This is a genomic window from Microbulbifer maximicatervae (SeqCode), assembly GCF_052467065.1.
In genome coordinates, this window is the sequence record NZ_CP174299.1 from 1,137,062 (window position 1) to 1,161,301 (window position 24,240).

Annotated in this window: 14 protein-coding genes; 7 read left to right on the top strand and 7 right to left on the bottom strand. The window is 50.4% G+C overall.

The features are described 5' to 3' along the window. Nucleotides 1-295 precede the first annotated feature (295 nt). The 3 genes from ACJJI1_RS05055 to ACJJI1_RS05065 all read left to right on the top strand — a co-directional run bounded on the left by ACJJI1_RS05055 (nt 296) and on the right by ACJJI1_RS05065 (nt 3,910). On the top strand, nt 296-1,768 hold the full coding sequence (locus tag ACJJI1_RS05055; protein WP_444958723.1) for a Ppx/GppA phosphatase family protein: 1,473 nt from the start codon (nt 296-298) through the stop codon (nt 1,766-1,768). A 15-nt stretch (nt 1,769-1,783) separates the two neighbouring features. Next, nucleotides 1,784-3,307 carry a protein adenylyltransferase SelO gene (locus tag ACJJI1_RS05060; RefSeq protein WP_444958724.1) on the top strand — a complete coding sequence of 508 codons (1,524 nt, stop codon included), beginning with the start codon at nt 1,784-1,786 and terminating at the stop codon, nt 3,305-3,307. A 183-nt stretch (nt 3,308-3,490) separates the two neighbouring features. Further along, nucleotides 3,491-3,910 carry a DUF2147 domain-containing protein gene (locus ACJJI1_RS05065; RefSeq protein WP_108734638.1) on the top strand — a complete coding sequence of 140 codons (420 nt, stop codon included), beginning with the start codon at nt 3,491-3,493 and terminating at the stop codon, nt 3,908-3,910. A 64-nt stretch (nt 3,911-3,974) separates the two neighbouring features. Here ACJJI1_RS05065 and ACJJI1_RS05070 read toward each other — a convergent pair whose 3' ends face one another. The 4 genes from ACJJI1_RS05070 to ACJJI1_RS05085 all read right to left on the bottom strand — a co-directional run bounded on the left by ACJJI1_RS05070 (nt 3,975) and on the right by ACJJI1_RS05085 (nt 11,234). Continuing rightward, nucleotides 3,975-5,054 (bottom strand): HlyD family secretion protein, encoded by a 1,080-nt coding sequence (locus tag ACJJI1_RS05070; protein WP_282931136.1) that lies wholly within the window; start codon nt 5,052-5,054, stop codon nt 3,975-3,977. Then, nucleotides 5,047-5,496 carry a MarR family winged helix-turn-helix transcriptional regulator gene (locus tag ACJJI1_RS05075; RefSeq protein WP_282931135.1) on the bottom strand — a complete coding sequence of 150 codons (450 nt, stop codon included), beginning with the start codon at nt 5,494-5,496 and terminating at the stop codon, nt 5,047-5,049. The genes ACJJI1_RS05070 and ACJJI1_RS05075 overlap by 8 nt, the downstream gene beginning before the upstream one ends. A 137-nt stretch (nt 5,497-5,633) precedes the next feature. Continuing rightward, nucleotides 5,634-7,883 (bottom strand): DNA topoisomerase IV subunit A, encoded by a 2,250-nt coding sequence (parC, locus tag ACJJI1_RS05080; RefSeq protein ID WP_444958725.1) that lies wholly within the window; start codon nt 7,881-7,883, stop codon nt 5,634-5,636. 303 nt (nt 7,884-8,186) lie between these two features. Then, nucleotides 8,187-11,234 carry a hypothetical protein gene (locus tag ACJJI1_RS05085; protein ID WP_444958726.1) on the bottom strand — a complete coding sequence of 1,016 codons (3,048 nt, stop codon included), beginning with the start codon at nt 11,232-11,234 and terminating at the stop codon, nt 8,187-8,189. Nucleotides 11,235-11,931: 697 nt separating this feature from the next. Here ACJJI1_RS05085 and ACJJI1_RS05090 point away from each other — a divergent pair. Both ACJJI1_RS05090 and ACJJI1_RS05095 read left to right on the top strand, forming a co-directional pair. Continuing rightward, complete coding sequence (locus ACJJI1_RS05090) at nt 11,932-12,537, top strand: ABC transporter ATP-binding protein (RefSeq protein WP_444958727.1); 606 nt, start codon at nt 11,932-11,934, stop codon at nt 12,535-12,537. Further along, nucleotides 12,534-13,334 (top strand): ABC transporter permease, encoded by an 801-nt coding sequence (locus ACJJI1_RS05095; RefSeq protein WP_444958728.1) that lies wholly within the window; start codon nt 12,534-12,536, stop codon nt 13,332-13,334. The genes ACJJI1_RS05090 and ACJJI1_RS05095 overlap by 4 nt, the downstream gene beginning before the upstream one ends. A 70-nt stretch (nt 13,335-13,404) precedes the next feature. Here ACJJI1_RS05095 and ACJJI1_RS05100 read toward each other — a convergent pair whose 3' ends face one another. The 3 genes from ACJJI1_RS05100 to ACJJI1_RS05110 form a co-directional block, all read right to left on the bottom strand. Next, nucleotides 13,405-13,710 (bottom strand): hypothetical protein, encoded by a 306-nt coding sequence (locus ACJJI1_RS05100; protein WP_282931129.1) that lies wholly within the window; start codon nt 13,708-13,710, stop codon nt 13,405-13,407. 292 nt (nt 13,711-14,002) lie between these two features. Then, a complete protein-coding gene (locus ACJJI1_RS05105) occupies nt 14,003-14,410 on the bottom strand; it encodes a GFA family protein (RefSeq protein WP_282931128.1) in 408 nt (135 codons plus the stop codon). 391 nt (nt 14,411-14,801) lie between these two features. Then, the gene (locus tag ACJJI1_RS05110) at nt 14,802-20,000 is read right to left on the bottom strand and encodes a DUF748 domain-containing protein (RefSeq protein WP_444958729.1); all 5,199 of its coding nucleotides are present in this window, start codon (nt 19,998-20,000) and stop codon (nt 14,802-14,804) included. Between the two features lie 258 nt (nt 20,001-20,258). On the opposite strand from ACJJI1_RS05110, the gene ACJJI1_RS05115 reads away from it, so the two are divergent. Then, nucleotides 20,259-22,541, top strand: a complete 2,283-nt coding sequence (locus ACJJI1_RS05115; protein ID WP_444958730.1) for a slr1591 family oxidoreductase — start codon at nt 20,259-20,261, stop codon at nt 22,539-22,541. Nucleotides 22,542-22,748: 207 nt separating this feature from the next. Further along, nucleotides 22,749-24,056 (top strand): NAD(P)/FAD-dependent oxidoreductase, encoded by a 1,308-nt coding sequence (locus ACJJI1_RS05120; RefSeq protein WP_444892108.1) that lies wholly within the window; start codon nt 22,749-22,751, stop codon nt 24,054-24,056. Nucleotides 24,057-24,240: the final 184 nt, after the last annotated feature.

Consider the following 24,240-nt stretch of genomic DNA (forward strand, 5'->3'; position numbering starts at 1 on the left):
GATTAAGTAAAGAAATATGCCACTGAAATGTGGCTGTGAGCAAGCGCCTATAGCAATATAACGATCTAGTATGGCTTCACAGTTTTCTGCCACACTGTTTCAGTCCATAAATTGGCACAAATAAATAAAAAATATCTTTTATTTATAAAAGATATTTAATAATTTTGTAACACTTTTATAGGTGGCGCCTTTTTGGTGCGCTGTATATTGACTGCACCCACTATTGGACCGAAAAGTGGAAAAATGAATAATAGAGCGTCCGACTCCATACATTAGCGCTTTCAACGGGATATTGATGCAAGCTCCAAACGAACGCTATGCCGCCCTAGATTTGGGCTCAAACAGTTTCCATCTGCTCCTGGCGGAATTTCGCGATCAGCGCATGGTACGCCTGCACACAGACAGAGCCATGGTGCGCCTGGCCGAGGGGCTGGATATTAACCACCACTTGGACCCGGCGGTAACCGAACGGGCCCTGGCCGCTCTGCAGCGCTTTCAACCAGTGATGGATAAACTGCCCCTCGATCATGTGCGTGTTGTGGGTACAAATACACTGCGTATGGCTGCGGCCAATGCCGATGGCTTTTTGGAAGAAGTGGAATCAATACTCGGTGTGCCGGTGGAAATTATCAGCGGTATCGAGGAGGCCCGCCTGATCTTTACCGGGGTTCTCGCCGCCGCCAATGGCCCCCCTCGCTTGCGCTGCATTATTGATATTGGCGGTGGCTCCACGGAGCTGGTTCGCGGTGGTGATACTCCACAGCAACTGGAAAGCCTGGATATAGGCTGTGTTTCCTACAGTAAACGTTTCTTCGCCGATGGTCTGATCAGCCGCAACACCGTAAACCACTTCCAGCGCGCGCGGCGAGCGGCGCGGGCCGAATTGCAGGAGCTGCAGCATATTGCCGAAGGCGCGGAAGTTACCGGTTGCTCCGGGACTATCAAAGCGGTTGCCAGGATTTGCAATGATGGCGAAGTAAAGGCGATCAAGCGCGGGGATATCGATCAGCTTGCGCACCGGGTTTCCTCCGCCAAACATATCGCGGACCTGGATTTACCCTACCTGGATGAAGAGCGTCGCCCAGTCTTCGCTGCCGGCCTGGCGATACTGCATGCAATATTCTGCGAACTCGACATTATGCGTATGGAAGTCTCCCCCTATGCAATCCGCGAGGGCATTGTGCACGACTTGGCCGGGCGCCTGCACGGCGGGGATCGACGTGCAGATACGATTGCCGCCATGGTAGAGCGCTGGCAGGTAGATACCAACCAGGCTAAACGTGTCAGTTCCACCTCACTCAAGCTCCTGCAGCAGTTGCGCCCCCAGTACCCACCAGAAGGCAAGGTGCGACTGCACTGGGCTATCCAGTTGCACGAAACCGGCCTGGCCCTAACTCACAGCAGCTTCCGCAAGCTGGGGGCTTATATGGTTAAACACGCCGATATGGCCGGATTTGCCAACAGTGAACAGGAGCACCTGGCCTATCTGGTGCACAACCAACGGGGAAGAATCAAACCGCCACGGGAGCACTATGGCTTCCACCCCAGCCCAGACCTTCTGTTATGCCTGCGCCTCGGATGTATTATTCACCGGGACCGCACCGAACGCAGCCTGGACGGCTTAAAGCTATATGACCAGGGAGACGCCTATCACCTGGAAGCCGATCAACAGTGGCTGGAGGATAGCCCGGCAATTGCAGAATTGTTGGAGCAGGAAGAGCAACACTGGCGCTCACAAAATCGGCCCCTACAGATAACGGCGATATAAGAGCCAGGGGCCCCTGTGAGCCACACTGGACACTGGCGTTTTACACGAATATTCACCCTACAATCAAAAGCTATGAAACTGAGCGAAGTCACTCTCGAACACCACTATGCGGATATGGGGGAAGCCTTTGGCACCCCCATAGCACCCACTCCTTTCCGCCACCCCAAGGTAATCGATACCAACCCTTCTGTGCTGCAACTATTGGGAATAGATCCCAACGAGAAATCTGACCCCGCCTGGGCCGAGCTGGGCTGCGGCGCCCGCCTGTTTAAGGGAAGTCGCCCATTTGCGATGAAATACACCGGTCACCAGTTCGGGGTCTACAACCCGGACCTGGGGGATGGGCGAGCACTGCTATTGGGTGAAATCGAGAGTGAAGGCCGGCGCTGGGAACTGCATTTAAAGGGTGCAGGAAAAACGCCCTACTCCCGCTTTGGTGATGGCCGCGCAGTATTGCGCTCCACCATACGGGAGTACCTCGCCAGTGAAGCACTCTACGGCCTCGGTATCCCCAGTACCCGGGCACTGTGCATTGTTGGAAGCGACGAACCAGTCACCCGTGAGAAAATCGAAACCGGGGCCATGCTGATCCGAGTGGCAGAGAGCCACGTGCGTTTCGGTCACTTTGAATACCTGTTTTACACCAAACAACTGGAGGCCCTGCAGGAGTTGATCGGGGTTATTTGCCGACGCTTTATACCGGGTACAGAGGGTATGGCAGTGGGAGACCAAGCTGAAGCACTGCTGCGCTTTACCACCCGGCGCAGTGCAGAGCTAGTTGCAGCCTGGCAGTCCGTAGGCTTTGCCCACGGCGTGCTCAACACCGATAACATGTCGATTATTGGCGACACCTTTGACTACGGGCCCTACGCCTTCCTGGACGACTACGACCCCACTTTTATCTGCAATCACTCCGACCACACCGGCCGTTACGCCTTTGAGCAACAGCCTGGAGTCGTACTGTGGAACCTGAATGCTCTCGCCCATGCACTGTCGGCCTTTGTCGGTGTAGACGCCCTGCGCGAATGCCTGGAGCAATTCCAGCCGGTGGTAAGCGAGGCCTATGCGCAACGTATGCGGGCCAAACTGGGGCTGGAAAAAGAAGAAGATGGCGACCAGGCCCTCTGCTCGGAACTGCTGAAGTTGCTTCAACACGGCGAGGCTGACTACAGCCTGTTTTTCCGCGCCCTGGCCCACTACCGGGGGGAGCGTCCGGCCAGCGCTTTACACGAGTTACTCAAACCCTCTCACCACAGCGCCCTGGATCAGTGGCTGGAGCACTATGATCGCCGCCTCACCCGGGAGACAAATAACTCCCGGGAGCGCAATCTAGCCATGCTGTCAGTCAACCCGAAATACATTCTGCGCAATTATTTGGCACAGAAGGTCATCGAGGCTGCTGAAGATGGCGACTATCATCCTTTGCGGACTCTGCGCCAGTTACTGCAATCCCCTTTCGCCGAGCACCCGGAGCGAGAAGTCTGGGCCAGTGCACCGCCAGAATCCGGCAAGCGTATCCCCTTGAGCTGTTCCTCTTAAAGGTGCCTTTGGATAACTCACAAAGGTCCCGAAATTGGGACAAATAGAGAGAAAAGGCAGGGATATGTGGCCAAATGCTACTTTTTGACTGTTAGATTTTACCTGATGACGACTAGCCCACTGCCCTCGTAGGTGACTTGATGTAATATCTTGGTCACCCTACTTTACATAGGAAAATAAGTGATGATTAGAAACCTGCTTCTGGCCACCTTTGGCCTGCTGTTCGCCCTGCAGGCCAGTGCTGCAGATATCCTGGGCAACTGGCGCACTATCGATGACGAGACCGGAGAGACAAAGTCCATCGTCAACATCTATGAAAAGGATGGGAAGTATTACGGCAAGGTAGTGGATCTTCTGATGAAGCCTAACGACACCGTTTGCGACAAGTGCCCAGGCGACCTGAAAGGTAAGCCCATTGTCGGCATGGATGTCATCAGCGGGCTGGAAAAGAAAGGAAAAAAATACGAGGACGGGGAAATTCTCGACCCGGTTAAAGGCAAGGTTTACGACCTGAAAGTCTGGCTGGAGGATGACAACACCCTTAAGCTGCGCGGCTACCTGGGCTTCCTCTACCGCACCCAAACTTGGCACCGAGTTCAATAAGCAACTAGGTGCAGCTCTCGGGCCCGAGTTCTTTCGGGCCCAGAAACCTCTCTCTCAAGCCCAGTTAAAGCACCACCCTGCCGCTTTCACCGCTCGTTGCACGGGCCGACACCACTTTATCGTCTTCACTGGTATCAATTCGTACCTTGGCGCTCATACCTGCGCGCAGAGGCGGAGAATCCTTGAGAGGGTAAAGACGCAGGCGCACTGGCACCCGCTGCACTACTTTCTCCCACTTGCCACTGGCATTCTGCGGCGGTGTGGAAGCAAACTCACTGCCACTGGCGGGGCTCATACTGTCCACCTGAGCCTGCCACTCAAAATCCGGGTAGGCATCCAGGGTCACTTCCGCTTGCTGACCCGTGCGCACGCGACCCAGCTCAGTCTCTTTCAGGTTGGCCTCCACCCAAAGGCCAGTGGAGCCAATCATTTGCAGCAGGTTAATGCCCAGAGTGGCCATCTCCCCCACCTTGGGTACGGTATTGGCAATAGTGCCATCCACAGGAGCAATAATGCGTGTGCGCGATAACTGGTAGCGGGCGGTATCCAGTTGCGCTTGAGCCACTTTTAAATCTGCCTGCTCTTCCAGGGCAATACTGGGATCACCTCCCAGTTCAGCGCGCAAGCTGGAGAGCTTCTCAGCATTAATGGTGATCTGTGCACGGGCCCGCTCCAGCTGCTGGCGGGCGCTGTCCAGCTCCGCCTCGGAAAACGCCACCTTGCTCAGTTTTTCATTGCGCTCCAATTGGCGGCGGTAAAAGTCCGCATCTTTGCGTGCCTGCTGCAACGCAGCATCTGCTTCAGCATATTCCGAACGACGAGCGAGCAATTCGTTGCGCACCTGGGCCAGGCGCGCCTCCGCCTCAGTCACCGCCAGTTCGAAGGCCGTGCGGTCGATCTGAATCAATAATTGCCCTTTCTCCACGACCTGGTTGGCACTCACCAGCACCTGAGTGACAACACCACTAACCTCGGGCGCCAGGGAAATCTTGTCCGCTTTCACGTAAGCGTTCTCTGTCTCGACAATATCGCTACCGCGCAACAGGTTCCATCCACCTATCAGGACGGCCAGTACCAGGAAAAAGGAGAGTGCGAACTCTCGTTGTCCGGCGCGGTCTAGCTTAATGGACAGCTTTTCAGTCACATTCAATCTCTTCACGTGTCAAATTCTTGCGCAACCGCAATAGCAGCGACTGCAATTGATCCACCTCTGCGGCGGAAAAGCCCGCAAGTGCCTCACTGCGGGTCTGCTGGGCTACGCCGCCCAGCAACTCAAGGGCCGGCATTGCCTGCTCCGTCAGATAAATACGGAAACAGCGCCGGTCCTCGGGATCGGGCCTCCGCTCCACCAGCCCCTCCTGCTGGAGGTTATCCAGCTGGCGCGCCAGACTGATCGGCGCTAGGTCCAGGCGTTCGGCCAACTCTGCCTGCTTGAGGCCCTCCTCACGCAGTAGATGCCAAAGCACCTGCCAGCGGGATCCACTCAGCCCGTGGTCCTTGGCTCTGCGGTCAAAGTTTCGCCGCAGCAGCCGTGCTGCACTGTGTAGTTCAAAACTCATTTCAGTAACGGCATCTTCCCTGGACATATCTGATCTCCCTGTCTAAGGCCGCTCATTATAAGCCTGCTTATTATTTCATCAATGTGTGAGTTATCAATATCCCAAAACCCCATTAAAAAAGGCGGTCACTAGGACCGCCCTTTCGACCTGCATCCGGGATGGGCCTATTTCTCCAGAACCTCGATCTTATCGACCTTCTGGAAGCCCCGGGGCAGCTTGTTGCCGCGCCGGCCACGCTCGCCGCGATAGTGATCCATCTCCGAGATCTTGATCTTGGTATGGCGCTTACCGGCGTGAACGACCAGTTGGTCCCTGCCCTTCAATACGGCAACACCAATGACCACCTCTTCGCGGGCCGCAGCGCGGGCTGAAGTGATATTGATAATCTTGTTGCCCTTGCCTTTGGACAACTCCGGCAATTCGGTCACCGGGAATACCAACATGCGCCCCTCGGTGGTCACCGCTGCCAGCAGAATGTCATCGAGACTCTCCAGCAATTGAGGGGAAAGCACCTGAGCCCCCTTGGGCAGGGTCAGCATGGCTTTACCCGCCTTATTGCGCGACTGCAAATCAGAGAGCTTGGCGATAAAGCCATAGCCCGCATCGGAAGCCAGTAACACTCGCTGCTCATCAGGGCCCATCAACAAGCCCTCAAAGGTGGCACCGGAGGGGGGATTGATACGCCCGCTGAGGGGTTCTCCCTGCCCTCGTGCCGAAGGCAATGTGTGGGAGGCAATGGAGTAACTGCGACCAGTGCTATCGAGTAATAACGCGGGCTGGTTACTCTTGCCCCGCGCGGCAAAACCGAGACTGTCCCCCGCCTTATAACTGAGTGCTGCCGCATCAATTTCATGGCCCTTGGCCGCGCGAATCCAACCTTTTTCAGAAACGATAACGGTGATGGGATCTGAAGACAGCAGCTCGGATTCACTAAACGCCTTGGCCTCTTCACGAGCCACAATCGGGGAACGGCGATCGTCGCCAAACTCTTTGGCTGCGGCCAGAAGCTCTTTCTTGATCAAGGTCTTGAGGCGGCGCTCGCTATTCAGGGTCTTGGTGAGGGTATCTCGCTCTTTTTCCAGCTCCGCCTGCTCGCCGCGAATCTTCATCTCTTCGAGGCGTGCCAACTGGCGCAGCTTGGTATCGAGAATGTAGTCCGCTTGGATATCCGTGAGCTCAAAGCGATCCATCAGCTCCTGCTTGGGCTCGTCACAGGTACGGATAATTTCGATCACTTCATCAATATTGAGGAAGGCAACCAGCAAACCTGCCAACAGGTGCAGGCGCTTCTCAACTTTATCCAGACGGAACTGCAGACGACGGCGGGTGGTAGTGGCGCGGAAAGTTAGCCACTCCCGCAGGATTTTATCGAGGGACTTTACCTGCGGGCGCCCGTCGATACCGATCATATTCATATTGACGCGGTAGTTGCGCTCAAGATCGGTAGTGGCAAACAGGTGATTCATCACCGATTCCATATCCACCCGATTGGATTTCGGCACAATTACCAAGCGCGTCGGGTTTTCGTGATCCGACTCATCGCGCAAGTCGCTCACCATGGGCAGCTTCTTCGCCTGCATCTGCTGGGCAATCTGCTCCAGGACCTTGGCCCCGCTCACTTGGTGAGGCAGCGCAGTAATGACAATATCGCCGTCTTCCTTGCTCCACAGGGCGCGCATCTTGATAGAACCGCGACCGGAAGTGTAAATCTTACGGATATCATCCCGCGGCGTAATAATCTCTGCCTCAGTGGGCATATCCGGGCCGAGAATATGCTCACACAGCTCTTCTACTGTGGCCTTGGGATTTTCCAGCAGCTCTACAGTCGCGTTGACCACTTCGCGCAAGTTATGCGGGGGAATATCCGTAGCCATACCCACGGCAATACCGGTGGTACCGTTCAATAGAATATTGGGCACCCGCGCAGGCAGTACGCAGGGCTCATCCATGGTGCCGTCAAAGTTGGGCTGCCAGTCCACAGTGCCCTGGCCCAGCTCCGACAGCAGCACTTCCGAATATTTCCCCATGCGCGACTCGGTGTAACGCATCGCGGCAAAGGACTTGGGATCATCCGGCGAGCCCCAGTTGCCCTGGCCATCAATCAAGGGGTAGCGATAACTAAACGGCTGCGCCATCAGTACCATCGCCTCGTACACGGCACTATCGCCGTGGGGGTGGTACTTACCGATCACATCACCAACGGTGCGCGCGGACTTCTTATACTTGGCAGTATTCTTCAGGCCCAGCTCACTCATGGCGTACACGATACGCCGCTGTACAGGCTTAAGGCCGTCACCGATATTCGGCAGGGCACGGTCCAGGATCACATACATGGAGTAATCCAGGTACGCCTTTTCGGTGTACTCCTTTAACGGCAGGCGCTCTGTGGCCTCATAAACAGAGGTGTCGGTCATACAGCTCTCGTTATTTTGTTCGGAAGGGGCGGATTATGGCGGACTGAGGCGGGAGGTTCAAAGGGAGCTGGTAATGAAGCACTATCTGACAAAGGGGATTGGCATAGTCCTCAATCTCGAACTGCTTTAGTTCTATGCAAAATGGTACTACTCAGTTATTGCATTAGGAAGGAATAGGTAAATAAAAGGCCTTGTGCCGGCTCCCCTTTCCTGCCGGGAACGCAGTGACTAAAGCAAAAAAGGGATTGCGGCAATTGCGCAATCCCCCTTTCATATTTACGTACCCTCAAAGAAATAGGACTCTTACAGAGGGGTCGTACAGGTAGAGTAATTGCGAGACCTGAGACGATGCGCAAAAATCAGCTCGATATCCTTGATTGCTTCAACATCTACCAGTGGACCGTAAATATCTTCTAATAAGAAGGATAAACGCCAGCCTGTTGCCGCAACACTGCGCTCTTTGAATAAATCCGTAACTGTATTGATAGAGCCTGCTCCAGATCCAAATACATCCAAAGCTGCACTCATAGATACACGATAGCTATTGTTAACAGCGGCCAGCTGGGAAAGCCCTGCAGTATCCCAGAATAATGCACTGTAAGTATTGAACTCTCCCTCAACGCCAGCAGCGCCGTCATCCCTGGTTATTTCATAACCAGGGAACCGGTCCCGCACAACACTGGCACCGCCATAAGTGAGGTATGCAGGCGTTTGTGATTCACCACTGATGCTATACAGGGTGGGGATATTGAGGCCTATTGTTTCAATCTTATCCATATAGGACCCACCAACAAGTAAACAGCTCGATCCACCCTCCTCAAGGAACATCGGACCGGTAAAGAAATTACTACCAACCGGTTCTTTCACTGTGCTGAACTCGATTGTTACCCAGGTGTCTGACCCGAAAGTGCGCGCCAGTAATTTCAGCTGCTCTTGGAAAGCCTCCCGGGCACTTAAGCGGGGACCACTTTGTTGATTTGGATCTGGGTGTAGGTAGGTTTGCGCAATACCATTAACATTATCGATGTAACCAAATACCTCTTCTTTTATCGAAAAGGTATCAGTTGACTGGTGCAAAGCGGCTGTACCAGGCCAATCAAAATCCATCATGATACCGTAAAGATCCCACATATCCTCAGCATTACGCAGATGGAATACAGACTCTTTACTAATATCTAAATTGCGAATAACAAATGGTCTTTGCCATTTGTACTCAAGGGCCTCAGCAGTATAAAGAAGCCATTTTTGTGCTTGATCGAAATCGTTGGCCGCTTTCAAGACCTCTTTTGGGACTCGACGTGAATGAATCAGGTCAGCAAAATAGCGCTGAGCTAATTCTGGAGCATCATTGATTATATCTGCAACCATGCGATTAGCTTGATTCAGGATAATAGGTAGACGCTTGGATTCCTGCACCAATGTCGCCTCACTTTGTGCAAGCTCCAGAACAATGGCATTTACTTCAAACCATAGGCTTTCCAATCTATAACGACTACCAGCTTCTAAAATTTTACCGCTGCTATCATAGAGTTTTACACGGTGCTCAGCTGCCAGGGCAATATTCGCATCCTCCAGCAAAATAAAATCACCCAAAGCATCAATGGTGCTGTTAAGCGTATTCACACGATCTGCGAATTCACTAACAGCATCCCAGCTGCCATCCATATAATCCTGGGCGGCTGTAGACAAAGATTCGAACAATACGGTACGGGATTCGAGCGCTTCTTGCCTCTCGCGAAGGCGACTCATTTGAAGACCAAGCGAGTCCTGTTGCGAACGATAATCCAGAACTATTTGCTCAATGCCATCTTCAACACCGGCATCCAGTGCTAAGCGCTCCACTTCCGATTCGATTGTTTCCAAACGATTATTTAGTCTCTGAAGACTTAGCTTCATCGAAGCTTGGATATTCGCTACATTTCGCGACCAAGAGGCTACTTCACTGCTATTCCGGGTATCATCAGTTACATATACACAGCTCTTTTCATAGCAGTTATCGATAAATGTGGCACCCAACAGGCTATATATACGATTAGATAATAGTTGGTGGCGCCCTGAATAAGCCTCTGTTAATGCCTGGGCATTATGGAGGTAGTTATCATAATCCAACTTGGCAGTAGCAAGACTACTGTCCGCCTGCACAATAAAACCTGTGTCTTCCCCATCGAGGAATTCACTCAATATATTGAAAGAATCAAAATGTGTATCGCTGCTAAAGCCATGTGGCACAGCTAACTTCGACATACCGAGGAAGTTGGTATCACCGGTAAGCCAGGACATAGCATTTTCCAGCTGATCAAGTTGAAAATGCCACTGCTCTACCGCCTGAGGTAAACCGGAATGCGAAGAGACTTCAGTAAAATCAGTGTCGGAGAATAGAGTGCGTAACTCAGCTTCCTTGGCTACCAGAGTATTCTGCAGAGATAAAATCTCATCGATCATTTGAGTAGACAAGGAAGAGTTAAGTTGGTCTGACTCTATCAATAAACCTGCCTGCTGTACTTTTACAGCCGCGAGATTACCCATTAACCGGTACAGCAAGGTGATATCTTTGTACTCGCCGGGCAGAACACCGACTGGGGCGACATCGTTTTGGGTATTTGTTACCGAATCATAATATCGAGGGCTAACTTGCCCCCGAGAACTGGTCAATTGCTGCAGATAAGTGGGCGTATTCTCTACAAGAGCCACATATTCAACGAAAGCACTATTGAGCAGGGTAAAGGCATTCCCGACATGCTCAATTTCAATAGCAGCCAGCTCTCCATTCAAACGACTGGACAGCGCCTTATCCAGAGCAATATTGGCGTGAACAATTTCTGCGACCGCTCGATCGTAATAGAGATCCAGCAACGACTGTTGCAGGTCTAAATTCGTGGGGTATAACTCTAACTGTTCATAAATCAGAGCTTCAGCAACAGAAATACGTGCACGCTCAGGATCGCCATATAAATCAGAAAACTCTTTGGGAGAGACACTGCTAAGATAGCTATTAATGACCTCTTCAGATTTACCATCCAAGCTATACATTAAATCTAAATAACGGAATGCTGCATTATCGCGAGAATAAACCCCACCTTGCGGATCCTCTGCCTCAGCACTTACTGAATCAGCTTCGTTATAATAAAGCTGCTTACGAATAGCATCTACTAGCAGCTGACTTTCTACTTGAGTACCAATTCCAGTAGAAAACTTCAGTGCATTAGCTCCATCTAGTTTTGATGCAACTATCAATTCACTGCCAGACAACTTATCTGTGACTCCAGATTCGCCTCTAGCAGGAGAGTGCAACGACAGCCCAGCAACTAGTGCCAGCCCCATAACTGCTGTCGATTTCGACGAGTATTTCATTTATTCCCTTCCTATATTCTTATAATTTATCCCTTTAACCTGCTACATCTATCCACATACGATCATCGCAATAAAACAATACAACAGGATAAAATTCGCACGCTTTCTAACATGGCAATTACTTTAATTCAACAACAAAAATTTTCCACCAACCCGCATTACCACCAAACTCATTAATTAAATAAATTCGCATATAGCGGAGGCAGATATACATGTTAAATATATTTACAGAAGGGCTCGCGTATAGCCCGAGAAACATCATTAAGAAAAATGCAAAATCTATAACTTATACCGCACAACCCACAAACTTAATTTAATGCTCAACAACTCACCACATAAAAATCTATATTATCCTGACTATAAACATGATTTTCATAAAGTCCATAATGGATAGTCTTAGAACATAAAATTTTCGATTCAGCTATGTTGAACAACTCAAAGTTGTGCCTATAAGAAATAATCATATTTTGGTCACAACTCCTTAGGAAAACATCAGAAAAATAATTAATTTTCTCAACATGGTTCCTTATTAAGCAAGAAATATAATTTCTTATATTGATATTTTTTTAAACTATAGAACCAAATGAAGGTTTCTTATCCACGCAGAAATTATAAACATTCAATAGAGCTATAAATACTTCACTCAGAGCACCAATGCGGAGATAATTATTGGTATCCAATATCTATAGGGCTATCCATGCCGGACCTTAAAATCAAAGATCTTTCTATCGGCACCTTACAGGGCGCAAGTTTTACCCTGGAACCCGCCCTAATTACCTGCATATCTGGACCATCTGGTTCAGGCAAAAGCCGATTGCTTAGAGCCATAGCAGATCTGGAATCTCACAAAGGTGATATATTCCTGGATGGTAAATCTCAAAATTCTTATCCGGCACACAAATGGAGAAGCCAAGTGATGTTGGTTCCCGCGCAGACTGCCTGGTGGGAAGAAACTGTCGGCGATCACTTCGCAACCCCCATGAATGATGCACTTAAACTTCTCGGCTTTCCTGAGGGCGCAGTAAAGTGGCAAGTCAATCAACTGTCTTCGGGAGAAAAACAGCGCTTGGCTCTTATTCGCGCAATATCTTACAAACCCCAAGCGCTTCTTCTAGATGAGCCTACGGCCAATCTAGACGCCAGATCTGCCCAGGAGGTAGAGCAATGGCTGACAGGGCTCATTGAGGAGCACAAGCTGCCTACGATTTGGGTAGCTCATAGCCAGGAGCAGATTCGAAGGGTAGCTCACCGCCACTTGGCCATTGTTGATAATCAACTGAAAGAACAGGAGATCCGTCGATGAGTGTAATCGACCTATCCTGGTGGCAGTTGTCTTTGGCAGCAGGGTTGGTATTGGCTCTAGCCGTATGCACTCATGTAGCGCGACTAAAACTAAGTAGATCGTTAATTGTTGCCGCTCTGCGCACGGCTATCCAGCTCACCCTGGTAGGACTGGTACTGGAAACCCTTTTTGCAGTTGGCACCCTACTTTGGGTGGGGCTTCTGGCTTTGGCAATGCTGCTATTTGCCGGGCAGCAAGTGGCAGCCCGACAAAAGTATCGTCTGCTCGGTGGCTGGAGTTTTGCCGTAGGCACTTTATCAATGCTGGTGTCCGCTTTCAGTATCACCATATTGAGTTTGGCCGTACTGATTGGCCCTACCCCCTGGTACCAACCCCAGTATTCCATTCCACTTTTAGGTATGTTGCTGGGGAATACAATGACTGGTGTTGCCCTAAGCCTGGACCGTCTAACAGAAAGTATGCACCGCTCCAGGGATATTATTGAGAATCGCTTGATGCTGGGGCATACCTGGCAACAAGCCAGCTTGGAGTTTCGGCGGGATGCGATGCGTGCAGGATTGATGCCGACAATTAATTCCATGGCTGCCGCTGGGATAGTATTTTTGCCGGGAATGATGACAGGGCAGATTCTCTCAGGCACCTCCCCTACAATTGCCGTCAAATATCAAATCCTGATTCTTTTTGCGATTGCATCAGGCACCGGTTTCGGCACTTTTCTCGCCGTTGCCCTGGCCTCAAGGCAGCTCTTTGATAAGCGGGAGCGCCTGCGCACTGATCGCCTGATTAAAAATGTCTAAAGTCTGTGGAGAGATGATTCGATCGAAGGAAGGAGCGCTGGACACCTGAGAACCAGCGCTCTATTAACCTTTAGCGGCCAAAGAATAAGATAGCCCCGGCGATAATCAGACCTACCAGCAAGGCCCATACACCCCGCAGCATCAGCGATCGGGCATATTCCGCCTCTTTGTAACGCAATGCGTAGGGAATGCCGGTAATCGGCCCGAGGACGATCGTTACAATCCCCCAAACCCAGCGCTTGTTACCCAAGGCCGTCAACGCAGCCATCAGGCCACCAAACCAGCATAAAGTTACGCCAATTACAATTACTACCAACGCCAGGATGGACCACCATTGGTTGGCCAGGAAAATTTCTACAATTTGGGTTTCAGTCATGGAATTTAGCCAGTCCGTATTACCTTCCGATTACATCTTAATGCTCTCGGCACCTTAAAAGATTAGGTGCTTCCAGAACGAGACATCCGGATACCAACGCAAAGATGCTAAAAGAGCCGCCGCAGTGAGCGAAACCCATACAGATGACCCTTTTGGTACCCATCTAAGCTGAAATCACCATTGAGGGAAGCGGCGATACAGCCCTAGGACGCTATAGTAACCCTAAAGTGAATCCCGGGCGTATATTCCGTCTTGACTAAAAGATACCCATAGAGATAGCGAGCACTCACTATCATGAGTACTCAGTAACTATCTCCAGCCCCGTGATGTTCTGGGTATCGTTGGCAAATTCGTAGTAATCCGGCTTTTCATCGATAAAGATTTGATGGGTCATTGTTGTCTCGGCTGGAAGATCAAAGATCCCCGCAGGTACTGAGTACTGGGAAGTTTCCTTTAAGCGATAAAAGAGGTGCGAACCGCACTTTGAACAAAAACCCCGTTCAGCCCAAATTGATGAATCAAATACACTGACATGTTCCTCTCCGGTAATCTCAACACTGGTTTGACAATCCACCGCCAACAGAGGACCACCGCCCCATTTTTTGCACATACCGCAGTGACAAACCCCCAGATTTGAAGAGGGCAAAGATGCGCTAATTGTCACTGAACCACAGAGGCAACTTCCGTGTACTTGAGTCATTTTTTTACCTAAGTATTTCTTACTTCAGAAAATCAATATCAAAATCGGGAGTGGAATCTACCATAGAAAACTAATCAACCATTGATCAAAATCAGCAATATCGTAAGCTTCACATCGCGATGTGAAATAGTGCACAAACCTCCCAAGAAATAATCACTCCGCAATAAACAGCCAATAAACAATAAATCACTGCTTATTCAGCTCACCACACTAAACTCATCCTAACATCTAAAAAGTTAATGAAAGTCCTAAGATTTTTTCAAGCCAGCTAAATATGTGCACCTTATCAAGAAACATTAACGCTTATTTACTGGGATTCAGGCCAACTTACATATTCCCCGAGAGAACCCACTCAGCAACCAGACATTACTTGAATTATTTTAAATAAAATCTAATTCGAAAATTCCACCCTTGGATCACCAAAATCCTTACCAATATAGTCAGGTGCGCAAGGGATTAATTCTGAAGCCTCTATTCCCGCATCAATCAAATACTTTTCGACATTTCGGCTTCGCTCCATTGCCAAATTTTCAAGTTCCTCACGAAGTTCCAGAGATGGGTTTTGGTAAAAAGCAACTTGAGCTCTTCCGCTTCTGCTCATACCTGCCATGGAATAGGGGTACAGGGCTTGCCAGTCCCGGGCATTAGAGATGCCGCATACTCCTGGTCGTGCGTCAGGGTTCTTAAGTAAAACAAAGACCATACGCTGTAGTTGTGTCAGTGCTAAATTAGTTAACTTTGCACTTCCAGGCTCAAAGTCAATAGACGCAAATGATTTCGCCCTGAAACGCCCCCAGGCATAACGTGCCAACAAATATACGCCATAGGGAGTCAAATAGCTTATCAAGGCATCTATAATTGCCTTTTGTAGCAACTCACTAAATACAAAACTAAAGGAGAACTTGGGATCGCGAATATTGCCGCTAACAGGCATGCCAAACTTGATATCCCCCCGCCCGTCTTTTAGCAACCATAGAGCAATATTCAAGGGAATCAGCGTGGACTTCACCGGTAGCTGATCATCTTTCCGCACCCGGCGAACTTTTAGTTTTTCCAGTCGTATATCGGCAAAGCCATCGAGTTCATTTTCAAATACCCGAATATTAACTACCGCATCTCCCTGCCCCTGAAGGATTTTGTAACCTAACAACTTGGCCATATAAGGCGTAGCAGGTATCAAATTTACGCTGGTGAGATATCCGGTAAGATCAGCATTCCACTTTTTATCTCCCAAGTAATCTACAGTTCCCCCTATCTGAACCTCACCAAATCCGCCAGGCCTTCCATTAACAACAATCACCGCAGGGGGGTGTTCGGCTAAGTTACTTAAATCACTGAGATTAAAGTTGATATCCCGGACCGGTAAGCGGGCCCTGAATTCATCTTGATAGTCTACCCAACTAAAAGTGCCGTGTTTTAGATATAGGTCACCGAGATGATATAGTAGCGGTGGGCTGCCCTTCTCCCTGAAAGCAAATGTGTCAATACCACCAAATCCTCGCAGTTCATTAATTTTTCGGGCTACCGGAAACTTCCCCGATAAATCCCTTAAGAGAATAAATCGAGGGCGCAGAAAGTCGATAAAACCAACAGTGAGTGTTTTCTTAGGGCGGTAGTAGCTCAAACCTTCAACCCACAGGGACTTAAAATCAGCCATCCATCTATGGCGATCAAAATCCAAACTATCCGGGTTTCTCTCAAAAAAATGAAAGTGAATTGCCTCACCACTGGCAAAGCGCCACTCGGTATCGGTAAAGAGCAAATGCGACAAGGTTATGCTCTCACCGTGCACTAACTCTTCCCCAGAGGGTGAAAGTAAAGTGATGCCATTGACCCTCACAACAGCAAGTTCTGCCCCCTGACCACGGCGGTAGTTTCCCTCCAGCATTAAACTCGAGAAGCTGAAGCAATGATCTCCCTGATCCAGATAACCACTGGGAAAACATCCTGCAATTTCCTTAAACTGTAAATCCTTGAAGTCAACTCCCTGCCGACTGATATTTAAGTGCCCGGCCCCCATACCGGATACGGATAAAAGTTTAAGTGGCAATTCCTGTGGAAAATTTTGCTCATGCAACTGTACATTACTTATTTTTATCCCAGAAAGGATAAGCTGCCTACCGCTAGAGCCATTAATACCTTCTGCCTTGCCAATACTAAAGGCCCCAAATTCATAACAGGGCGCAATCTTTTCGTCTTTTAATAGTCCCCCTGGCATACATCCCCTCGCACCAGAGGCTTTCGCCAAAGATTCCCCTTGCAAGGAGATATTATCAATTTCAAATTTTGGTATTTTCAGAGGGCCCAAATTTTTCCTGGGTATTGATAACCCAACCAATTCTACAGAACCTTGAACTGACCAGGGGTGTGACAATTTGATTTTCTGTAATCCCGGCATGGATAATTTATCAACCCCAAAACAATGGTGGGAGTCACCTGCCCTGGCCCGACTCAGCTTATCCACAGTTACTGCAAGCCCCGTATCCCGCGTACACACCCGGATATTCTGCAAGCTTAGATTCGACACTGAGAACTCTGCACCGCTATCCCAGATAAATCGACTCCAACTCAAGCCCTGCACGCCAGCTTCTAAATAGTCGCTACCCTTTTGCCAAAAAGCGATAGGCTTACTCTTTAACGGCCCTAAATCCAACCGGGGGGCGCCTGAATCTATACCCAATTTTACCCAGGAATCACCAAAGCTTATTTGCGGGGTCTCAATGCAATCGGCAAGACCCATATCTTCATTATTTTCAGAAGAATAAGATCTCAACCCACAAAGCAGAACATCATCGATATTGAGCCCATAAAAATCGAGAGTATTGGAGGAAAAAGACGTTCTCTTCGTGAATACTCGCCCCAGTTGCAACATGGGTACAGTTTTAAAGTCCTCCTTTAATTCCACTTCTTCGATCGACCAACCGCTTTGCCCTACCGAATGGATATCTTGCCCAAATACACAGGTCGGTATCGATTTATACGCCTCTGCTAGCCAGGGAAGACACAAGGTTACTCTGTCAGCAGCAACATCCTGCAATGCAATTTTTGACTGGGTAGGCTTTTCCCGGGACCATAGCAATTCTAGCTTTGGTATAAGTACACCCCCAAGGTCAAAAACATTCTCGCCAGACAGGTTTTTCAACTGCACGGATTGAATTGCTGAGTCATCCATATTGGCAATTAGATTGCGTTGGCTGAAATAAACGAAGGAGTAATCTCCCAGTGAAAGGCGCTCAACATCTACACAGTGAATATTTAGTGAACTCACTTGCCTACCGTCGGGAAAGCAGCCACTCAACTGCTCAGCATTTGCACCGGGCAAAGCGATATAAGATTCAGAGTCTGGTGTACGTCTATGCCTTAGCCTGGCAAGGGGTAGCTCTATCTTTTTTAAGTCAAATAATTTCCTACCTCCCTTTGTCTTCGCTTCAGCACTAACCACGGAGATTTTTTTTACAGAGAGATCTATCCCCTGCTGCCAAGATATAAAGAGTGGCTCCCTTTGCTCTAAAGAGCGGATATCAAAGCAAACTGGCAGATTTTCGTGGTTTTTATTGGCGCGATAAAATAACCTTTTCCAACCTTCAGTGAGACAGCCAGCCAGTTTCTTCAAAACAAGGTTTTTTATTTCCAGGTTTGGGTTTTCTATGGTGGCCAGCCCTAAGTCGTCAGGATTTTTATCCGCATCAATATTTTGTTGATCCAGTCTTCCTTTTTCGGTGCCGTAATTATCATCACCAACTCCTTGAGGAATACCCGGTAACTGACTGGTCGCCACCCAAGGATTATTTGTAACCTTTCTTTTAAAGAAGCTATCGCCACTTTCAAACTGCTGTATCACTAAGCCATTTCCTGCACCAGCGGAATCATTTAGAAGTAATCGGTGAAGGCGCAGTTTTCCCAAAATGGCATAGCCATCTTCACCTCCCTGCCAGGCAAAATGTCCCTGCCCTGAAAAGCTGTTCAAACGTGCGCACAAAGGCTGCCAATCCGAAGGGAGAAAGTCCTGCGGCAAACACCCTGATAGTGACTGGATAAAAAAGTCCTGAGCAGATAGCGGGCCGTTACGACCTATTGTATCAATGGCCCGCCAGCGTAGGTCCTGTAGTTTAGCTCTGGGACGACCTCTGGCACCTATTGAAAATTGAGCCAATTGCAGAGGACCGCTGGAAAGCCCCCAATCAATATTGTGTTCAGCGGAACCGAACTGAAAGGCAAACTCCTCTGTACTTTTGAGACCAACCATAGAGACACAGTGATCGGGTTTCTGCCACAGACCACCCGGTACACACCCATTGGCTGTTTCAATCGCGAGGTGGGCAAAAGATAATATTCGCGTTTTGGCATAAAACTGAAGAGGACCAAATACGCCATTATTAGCCCTGATGGGATGGCTGGTAGATCGAGCCATATCCAAGAGGTAGCCCCGATTAATTGAACTGGCCCCTGTATTTATTTTTAAGCGATCGTTCCAGTCGAAAACCGTTTTTTCCGGCAGGTCTAAATTAGCCGCTCGCAGACACAGGTGGGAATTGGCGTTACGCAGATGTCGTGGACACCAATCAAATGCCTGGGCAAAGCCTCGCCTCCATCCCAAGCGCTTTTTCGGGCGCTCAAAATTAAACTCACTGATGCTAATAACCCCGGCCCGCCAATCCTGCCAAAGGCGATCACTGTGCCTCAGTACAACACTCTCACCATTGAGCTGCCGCCACTGGGCACGAGCCTTGCGGCCAAACCCGAATTTCATATCACCTGCTGCGGCAAGCCGGCGGGCGGAGGCGCAATGTCCAATCAGGCTTTGCAGCCCTGCTATTGCATCGGCCCAACGCTGTGGCGGGCATCCTATAAAGTATTTCGCAGTAAACTTGTTAAGATCTGTATTGAGGCTCGGCCAGGAAAAATTGACCTGAGTTCCTTCCAAACTGCCTATCACCGTGTTGTATCGTGATTTACCTCTCTCCCAGGCCAATAAGTCACCGACCTGTAAATTCCCAATAGCAATATCTACATTCAGGGGAACATCACCTTTGCGCCATAATGCCAGCGTAAATTTATCGGTTTGGAGTTTGCCGATGGCTGCGCAGGTAGCTTGGTTCCAAATAGGCTTGTGCAGGTAGCAAAGTTCACTATCCCGTATCTGGGCGCGACCGATAAGCAGCCTGAAATCTCGATCCTGCCGCGCTCCGCCTCCAAGATTCCAGCCACCCACCTCCCACTCCCGGTACAGTTCACCCGGATAAGACTGCAGGTCCATATAGGCACCGCTCACCGATGCCTTGGGTAAATGAGCTCGCCCCCATAACAATTGCCACCAGCTGTAATCGAGCATTACCTCATGAGCGGAGAATCCCCGCCCTTCGCGATTCTCAGCTTTTACATCAATCGCTATAACACTTAGATTCAGCAGCGATACGCGCAAGTGATCCACATGGAATTCAAGGCCTCGCTCCTCCATCCAGTCGCCAGCTTTTACCCGCACCCAGTTTGCTGCCCACCAGTGAAGAACTTCCACCAGCAATAGCCCAGCTAGCAGCCACCAGATTAAGCGACGGAAAAAGGCACTCTGAGAAGCGGGCTCTGGGGGCATTAGAATTAAGCGCCAGAAAATGAATTTTATGCAGATTACAACTGCAATTAGGCCCATACAGTAAAGACCAGCACCTGGGGATTTTTTTGCCTTGGCGCTGCTATTCGCGATAATAAGCAGCTGCGTCGTCCATTCGCTCGCAGTCAAATGCGAACTGTCTACTATTTATCCAGGGGTGTATTTGCGCGGCGCGGAAGTTTGGGAAGCCAGTATCCTTACCGCCTCTCATTTTTTCTGTTACCCAGCCAGTGAGTAGACATGCAGGAGCATCCAAACTACCAGGACATCCTTTTGGTCGGCGGCGGCCATAGCCATGCTATTGTGCTGCAAATGTGGGCCATGAACCCTCTACCAGGCGCGCGTCTGACCCTGGTCTCTCCCCAGGTGCAAACCGCCTACTCCGGTATGTTGCCCGGAATGGTTGCGGGCCATTACTCGCTGGAAGACACTCATATAGATCTGGCCAGGCTCTGCCGGGCCGCTGGTGCCCGCTTTATACAAGCCTGTGCACACGAAATTGACATCGATAATCGCACCGTATCCCTATTGGGTAGACCTGCCGTAGAATACGACCTGCTCTCTTTGGATGTCGGTGCGACTCCCGCCCGCGAGTTACCGGGCTCCGAATTGGCAATCCCGGTAAAGCCTATCGGGCATTTCTACCGTTTCTGGCAAAAGCTGCAAAAACAGGTTGGTGAAGACACCTCGCCCTTCCGCTTGGGAGTTGTCGGCGGCGGTGCCGGAGGCTGCGAGCTGTCGATGGCAATGGCGCACGCTTTACAAGGTGCCGTTAAGAAAAAGCAGGTAGAGGTTCACCTGATTCATGGTGCCGCCGCAATTCCCCAGGGCTATCCAGTCAGAGCGCGCAAATTAATCTCAAAGGAGATGCAAGAGCTAGGGGTTCAGTTACACCATAACTGGACCGTTAATGAAATTACCGAACAGGGTGTCGTTAATGGGAGCGGTGACTGCCTGCCCCTCGATCAGGTGATACTCACCACCAATGCCTGCGCTCCCCCCTGGCTGGCCAACTCGGGCCTGCCCCTCGATGACAAAGGCTTTGTGGTGGTGGATCAAACACTTCGCGCCCAGGGGCGGGAAGACGTTTTTGCAGCTGGTGATGTGGCCAGTTTCGCCCCAGAGCCTCTACCCAAGGCTGGAGTTTACGCCGTTCGCCAGGGGCCAGTTCTATTTCACAATCTGCGCGCCTCCCTGACCGGACGCCGCTTAAAACAATACCGGCCACAAAAAGATTTTCTCAGCCTGCTCTCCTGTGGTGGCAAGCGGGCTGTGGCAGTTCGAAATGGCTTCGCCGCTGCAAGCGGTCTGATGTGGCGATGGAAAGACTCTATCGACCGCACATTTATGCGACGCTTCAGTGAGCTGCCAATGGACATGGCTGATCACACTGCCAACACCAAAGACATCGTCGACCAGCGCTCAGGCTCTTCTCTATCTCCTATGCGCTGTAATGGCTGTGGCGCAAAAGTTGGAGCCGACATCCTGCGCCGCACGCTAGCGACCCTTCCGGATCAGCATTCGGAATACCTGTTAAAGGGCGTCGGTGATGATGCCGCAGTTATGGATCTACCGGCCAATCATTTATTAGTGCAGAGCTCCGACCAATTGCGTGCACCTGTCGATGATCCGTGGATATTTGGTCGCCTCGCGGCTCTGCACGCCCTATCCGACCTATTTGCTATGAATGCTCGACCCGCCACCGCACAAATCCTTGCAACCCTGCCTACGGCCGCAGAGGAAATAACCCGGCGAGACCTACAGCAGTTGCTTGCAGGCGCCATCCACGAGCTGAACCGGCACCACTGTGTCCTATCTGGCGGGCATACCGCCGAAGGTTCTGAAATGCTAATGGGCTTAACCGTCAATGGATTTTCCGAGCGGGAGCAACTCCTGGAAAAAACGGGGGCCCGCGGGGGAGACTGCTTGATCCTGAGCAAGGCATTGGGTGTAGGCACTATCCTGGCAGCAGAGGGCGCGGGAGAGGCTAAAGGCCTATGGTTGCAGCAGGCGCTGGAAACCATGTTGCATAGCAATGCCGACGCCGCAGAGATATTTGCCCGCCATAACGCCAATGCGCTGACAGATGTCACGGGCTTTGGCCTGCTGGGCCACCTATTGGAAATGCTCGGCCCTGAAGGGTTAAGCGCGACACTGATCGCTGAGAATCTACCGCTAATCTCCGGCGCCGCCACTTGTATCGAGCGCGGATGGCTATCCAGCCTGCAACCGCAAAATGCCAATGCCTACGCCTTTGTGGAAAACCCCCAGGAGTGGCAGCGGTTACCCCAGTGGTCGCTGATTACCGATCCACAGACTTGCGGGGGACTCCTCGCTGCTGTTCCTATTGAGCAAGCCGAAGCCTGCGTGGGCGCACTGCTAGAGCGCGGTTACACCCAGGCGTCAATTATCGGTGTAGTGACGGACTCACAGAATCCAGAAGTGAGCGTACACTTGCGCAAGTCAACAGACTGGCGAGCGCTAATTTCACAGGACAACGAGACGGTACCAGGCCAGGTTTAAGGATTTTGCGAAACCGGAACAACAACCGGTTATGAGCTTTGTATGATTTCTATTGAGAGAGGCCTTCACCGACTCTGTTAACTTGTCATCTGTCTTTCAGCGCGACATACTGGCGCTAGAAAAAACATCGGTGACATATTTCCCGATACCAAAAAAGGTCTTCACAGATTGGGGAGTCGGCTTTTAGCAATCGACAGGAAGACCCCTATGAAAAAGATCGTCATTATTGGCGGCGGTGCCAGCGGCCTGCATTTGGCTACACGGCTCGGTCAATATTTTTCTTTTACCCCTTTCTTTAAGCGCCGCCGCAAGTCCCCCGCTGCACAAGTTACTCTGGTTGATCGAAATCGCACCCACCTGTGGAAACCACTACTACACCAGGTTGCCTCCGGCGCATTGGATGCCAATATGGATGCACTGAATTATCAGGTGCATGCCCGCATTCACGGCTATGAATTTCAGCTGGGTAGCCTGCAGTCCCTGGATCGTGAACGACAGGTAGTCGGGCTCGGACCTGTTAATGATGAGGACGGTAGCGAGTTAGTACCCGCACGGGAATTGGAATACGATTATTTAGTGCTGTGTATCGGCGGGCACAGTAACGACTTTCATATCCCCGGCGTCAGAGAAAACTGCTTTTTCCTGGATAGCAGCAACGAAGCACAAAAATTTCACCAAAACCTTCTCAATCGTTTCCTGCGGCTGGAGACACATGTTGATGATAAGTTAAAAGTGGCAATCGTTGGCGGCGGTGCAACCGGTGTAGAACTCTCTGCTGAATTGGTGGATGCCGTAAAACAAGTCGGCAACTATGGACGCATTCGTCCCAATGCGATGGAAATCACCTTGATAGAAGGGGGTGAGCACCTACTCCCAGCACTACCAAAACGAATTGGAAATAATGCTGAACGCGAACTGGCCAAGATGGGGGTTAATATCCTTACCGGCCACCATATTGCTTCAGCAAACGAACGTGGACTTACCACCTCCTGTGGCAGGGAACTCCCAGCCGCAATCCGAGTGTGGGCTGCCGGCGTCAAAGCTCCGGGATTCCTCACCCAGCTGGATGGCCTCAGTACCAACCGACTCAATCAAATCGAAGTGGAAACTACCTTGCAGACCCAAACTGACGCAAAGATTTTTGCCATGGGGGACTGCGCCAGTTGCATTGACGGCAATCACCAGCGAGTGCCTCCGCGCGCCCAGGCAGCACAGCAAATGGCTACCCTGGTTGGCGATAATATTATTGCCCTATTTGAAGATAGACCTTTGCACCATTTTTATTATCGCGATCGAGGCTCTCTGGTATCCCTCAGTCAATACACTGCCGTTGGCAACCTGATGGGCGCGTTGGTTAAAGGCAGTCTTACCGTAGAAGGACGCCTTGCTGGCCTTGCCTATCGCTCACTCTACCGTATGCACTTGGCGGCAATCCACGGCTGGCCGAGAGCTATGCTGCTCTACCTAATCGGGCAGGCGAACCGGTTTGTGAAGCCGAAGCTCAAGATGCACTAAAGTATCGATCCCATGGAGCTAAGGGGATATTAGACAGTTAGTGCAAAACTAACTAATAGCACTACCAATAAACCCTGCACATGGAAGTGCCAGGGCGGTAACATTATGAGTCAGGCCAGCCCATCAATTAAGACCTCTGAGCTGAATGCGAGCTCCTCTGAAGATCCAGGCAAAGCCCTAGCGT

Bases quoted from the DNA above. Each gene is read 5' to 3' on its own strand.
- ACJJI1_RS05120 (WP_444892108.1), top strand. From the start codon at position 22,749: ATGAAAAAGATCGTCATTATTGGCGGCGGTGCCAGCGGCCTGCATTTG.
- ACJJI1_RS05095 (WP_444958728.1), top strand. From the start codon at position 12,534: ATGAGTGTAATCGACCTATCCTGGTGGCAGTTGTCTTTGGCAGCAGGG.
- ACJJI1_RS05115 (WP_444958730.1), top strand. From the start codon at position 20,259: ATGCAGGAGCATCCAAACTACCAGGACATCCTTTTGGTCGGCGGCGGC.
- ACJJI1_RS05085 (WP_444958726.1), bottom strand. From the start codon at position 11,234: ATGAAATACTCGTCGAAATCGACAGCAGTTATGGGGCTGGCACTAGTT.
- ACJJI1_RS05105 (WP_282931128.1), bottom strand. From the start codon at position 14,410: ATGACTCAAGTACACGGAAGTTGCCTCTGTGGTTCAGTGACAATTAGC.
- ACJJI1_RS05110 (WP_444958729.1), bottom strand. From the start codon at position 20,000: ATGCCCCCAGAGCCCGCTTCTCAGAGTGCCTTTTTCCGTCGCTTAATC.
- ACJJI1_RS05100 (WP_282931129.1), bottom strand. From the start codon at position 13,710: ATGACTGAAACCCAAATTGTAGAAATTTTCCTGGCCAACCAATGGTGG.
- ACJJI1_RS05065 (WP_108734638.1), top strand. From the start codon at position 3,491: ATGATTAGAAACCTGCTTCTGGCCACCTTTGGCCTGCTGTTCGCCCTG.
- parC (WP_444958725.1), bottom strand. From the start codon at position 7,883: ATGACCGACACCTCTGTTTATGAGGCCACAGAGCGCCTGCCGTTAAAG.
- ACJJI1_RS05075 (WP_282931135.1), bottom strand. From the start codon at position 5,496: ATGTCCAGGGAAGATGCCGTTACTGAAATGAGTTTTGAACTACACAGT.
- ACJJI1_RS05055 (WP_444958723.1), top strand. From the start codon at position 296: ATGCAAGCTCCAAACGAACGCTATGCCGCCCTAGATTTGGGCTCAAAC.
- ACJJI1_RS05090 (WP_444958727.1), top strand. From the start codon at position 11,932: ATGCCGGACCTTAAAATCAAAGATCTTTCTATCGGCACCTTACAGGGC.